Annotated in this window: 2 protein-coding genes; both read left to right on the forward strand. The window is 63.6% G+C overall.

Going from position 1 to position 3,996, the window contains the following annotated elements:
• Positions 1 to 216 precede the first annotated feature (216 nt).
• Positions 217 to 600 (forward strand): NifB/NifX family molybdenum-iron cluster-binding protein, encoded by a 384-nt coding sequence (locus Q0I65_RS09455; protein WP_158049289.1) that lies wholly within the window; start codon positions 217 to 219, stop codon positions 598 to 600.
• A 214-nt stretch (positions 601 to 814) separates the two neighbouring features.
• Positions 815 to 3,826, forward strand: a complete 3,012-nt coding sequence (locus tag Q0I65_RS09460; RefSeq protein WP_296062873.1) for a hypothetical protein — start codon at positions 815 to 817, stop codon at positions 3,824 to 3,826.
• The last annotated feature ends 170 nt before the right edge of the window (positions 3,827 to 3,996 follow it).

Below are 3,996 nucleotides of genomic sequence, written 5' to 3' on the forward strand. Positions count from 1 at the left end.
CGACTTCTATATCTCGATTGATATGATAGTAATTAAGTGTCATTTAGAGACAAATTCATGCCATTCGTCCTAGAACGCGGTCGTCGCGGCAAAATACTCCGTATTTGGGGTAATTTAAGCCCCATGAGACGAGTTGGATGCATGGCCGCGACGGGGTTGCGTCGATTGCGCGGCATGCGGGGAAGCGGGGCGGAGTTCCCGAAGAGAGAAGGCAAGATGACTACCTCGATTAAACTCGCTGTGCCGACGATGGGCGCGGCTGGCCTCAACGCTGAGCGCTCCGGCCATTTCGGCCACTGCGACTGCTTCACCGTGGTCGACATCGTGGACGGCGTGGTCTCCGAGGAGGCAACGATGGTCGCGAATCCGCCGCACGAAGAGGGCGGTTGCCTGCGCCCGGTGGGCCTGCTCGCCGACGCTGGATGCAATGCCATCGTCGCTGCCGGTATGGGAATGCGCCCGCTCATGGGCTTCAACCAGGCGGGCATCACGGTGTACTACGACGCTGAGCACCCGATCGTAGGCGACGCCGTTCGAGCCGTTGCGGCTGGTGAGGCGCCCATCATGTCCGCCGACCAGGCGTGTAACCATCACCACTAAGGCACCTAGGTTTTCTCCGCGCGGCAACTCAATCGAGCTGCCGCGCTTTTTTATGCCCGCTGAGCGATTCGCTTCCTGTCATCGAGAGCGATTGCTCGCGAGTGGTGCGCTCGCGGCTGGTGCGCTCGGGTCGCTTGTATCGACATTGCGCTTCGTTAAACGGGGCATCCGCGCTGCGCAGTGCTATCCTTTTCCCAAGAGGAAAGGAAGTTTGATGGCGCATTGCGAGGCGGATAAGGACGGCGTGTATCGCATCGATGGCAGGGTCGGTCTGTTTGGGACGCGACCCCAGGTGCTGCCCGATGCGGTGATGCCCCTGCCCGACGGTCCCGCGTCGACGTCGTCGTTCGGCTGGATCCGCGACTCGAGCATCACTCCCTCCTCGGGTGACATCTATCTGGTCGAGTTCATCGCGGAAAACAAGTTTCGCATCTGGGGTTACGTTGATTGCTACGGTCGCGCGTTCGTGACCGACCGCCCGCTTTTTGCGCCCCCGGCGCGCGATCCCGACATCCTGTTCTCGCGACCGTGGGACGGGAAGTCCCCCTCGGATTTCGGCACGCTTGTCCTGCCGAACTCGAAATTCAAGCGCGATCAGGAGATTCGCGGCACCGTTCAGTTGCGCGACAAGCGCGGGGTTCGCCAAGTCGCCTGCTTCTCCCTGAAAAACGGCCGCTACTCGCTTTTCGATTCCTGGTGCGATTTCGGCTCCCATTCGGACAACCTCGCATATCACGAGGCGCTCGCCCGTTGCTTTTTCGCGTTCACCTTCCGCCCGCTGCTCGGCGGCGCGCGGGTCCCGGCGCGCGGTCTCGGCGAGATCATGGAAAGCCTCGATTCCGAAACGCCTTTCGAGGACCTGCTTGGCGCCCTGCGCGACATCCGCTCTGCGGCCCTCGATCCCGCGATGCAGCCTCCGTCGCTCGCACTTCTGCTTGCGAGCTGGCTTTACGACGCGAACGCGATGGGCGTGCTGGCGGGTGCCCAGACCGACGGGTTGAATGCGCCGTCGCTGCGCTTCGTTCGGGCGCAGCGCTATTCGGACACGTACTTCCTCGGTCGCGGGGAAGGCAGCGACGGCATTCCCGAGGCGACGATTTGGGCTATCGAGTCGGCGATCAACCGCTTCGTGCTCATTGCGCGAAAGCTCGAGGAAGGCGCGGACGCGGGGTGCTGCGATACGTCTGGCCAGGATATTTCCGAAATCGATGCGTGCGGCGCTATCGATACGCAGCTGTTCGAGGCGGTCGCTGTGCAGGCTCCCTGCGCCGCGCATCCCGCAGACGAGCACGCTGCGGCGCCGAACAGGGCGGGGGAATGGGACGTTCGCCGCTCAATTGGGGAATCGATCGAGCGTTTTCAGCTGCCCGTTCGCTTCATGGTCGAGTACCGCGTCGACGTGCGCTGCGGAAAGGTTGCGTTCGAGGTGGTTGTTCCGCCTGCGCAGCTTATGCCACAGCGGGTCTACTCCTCTCAGTCTGGCTCCTGGGTCGACCAATCCGACGCCGAGCGAGGGCGGATGGCGCTGCGCTACGCCGAGCACGTGGGCATGATGCTCGCCGCGGCCGCATTCCACGCAGGGTGCGCGATCGACGAGGTGGCTGTTTGTGCGCGGGAACTGGAAGCAGCTGGCGAGGGCGAACCCGAAGGCAGCGAGCCAGCAGGCGAAAGTCATGGCGACGGCGCCGGCGTCGATACCAGGTTTGGCACCGGTTTCGGCGGCGAAGATGGCGAGTTTGATGGCGGGTTTGACGCCGAAGGCGATGAGCTCGATGGCGGCAGCGTCATCGTCGAGCTCGAAGACGGCAGCGTCATCGTCGAACCTGGCGGCAACGGCAGCGGAAGCGCCGATGCCGACGGCCGCGGTGCACACCCTCTCTACCAGGTGAAATTCACGAGAAGCATCTGCGAGGGCGCCCGTTTCCGAGAGGCGCTTAAAGGCGATCCCGAGGCGCTGTTCGCGGAATGCGGCGCGCGCTTCGGCGTCGACGCGGTCGACTTCTCGCTCGATGATGCCGTCGATGCCGAAGCGAAACGCATTCGCGGCGAGCTGCCCGAGGTGGGCTCGCTCGCCTTCGGTCCGCGCGAGGCGAAGGCATTCGGCGCAGAATCGCTTCGCGACTTAAGGATTCACTCCGATGCCCAACTGCGCCATGCGGGCGAGCGGCTCGCCGATGCGATCGCGCGCGCGACGAGCACCACTGAGGCAATCCGCCTAGCGCAGACGGAGCAGAACGCAGCCGACGACCCGCGTATTTTCGCAGCGTGCACGCGCCTTATGACCGACCTTCTGGAAGGCAACGTTGATGCGCACGACCAGAACGCGCTGGTCAGCTGCTTTATGGGAGAGGACCCTTATCTGAATGCGCTCGGACAGGCGCGCGCCGTCGCGCAGGCCGACCCGCATCGGGCGGCGTTGATCCTGCGCGAGGCGATCCGTCAGGCCGAGGAGTCCAAGCGCTTTGCGGACAACTCCGAGGCCGTCCATCGCATGTTCGACACGTATGCGTCGCGCATCATCTACAACCGCGAGCGGCAGGGGAGCGCACCCTGGCGCAGCGGACTTGCCTTCCCCCATCCTGACGAGGGGAAACGCATCGAGTTGTTGCCGTCGTCTTTGGCTATGTGCTACTTGGAGTCGGTTCGCCTTCTCGAGGAGTCGTTCAGCCACGCGGAAGAGGCCGTACAGTTCGGCCTGCGCTGCATTCAGGTCGCGCCCACCTATACGCCCGCGTATCGCCAGACGGCACGCGCATACATGCTCATGGGCGACGTGTCCACATCCTCGCGCACGCTCAGGCGCTGCCTGGAAATCGCGACGCAGCCCGACGAGATCGCGCTTGCGTACTATCAGCTCGCATACGTGGAATGGAAGGCGGGGAAAACGGCGCTCGGCGTGGCGTGCTACATGAAGTCGATGATGACAGCCCCGATTTACCTGGCCCAATGCACCATCGAGATGCATCGGCTGATGGCGGAAACCGGACAGGGCCCTATCGATCGCGAGGAAGTCGACGCGATCCTGGCAGGCGATGGCGTGCCCATCGCGCCGCTCGACTCGCTGCTCGATGCGCTCGACGATGCCATGCGCACGGCGATTGACGACAACATCTTCCAGGTCGGCCAGCCGCTCTTGGCGCTGCGGCTGTTCTATCGCCCCGACGATGCGCTCGTGAACGTGCACAAAAGCCTCAACGCACCCCTGCCCCCGCAAGCGCTCGATTAGGGGAAGTGCAACGAGATGTGCCCCCCGCTCGCCTCGTTGCATTAGCGCGGCGCCCCGGGGTTGGCTTTTCTCCCCCGGGGCGCCGCTGCGTTCACGCGAAAGCTCTACGCGTAGATTTCCTTTTCCACGACGAGCTCGTTTTTGATCTTGCCGACGAGCTTCTGCAGCGC

It is taken from the genome of uncultured Ellagibacter sp., from assembly GCF_934643285.1.
Taxonomy (GTDB): Bacteria; Actinomycetota; Coriobacteriia; order Coriobacteriales; family Eggerthellaceae; genus Ellagibacter.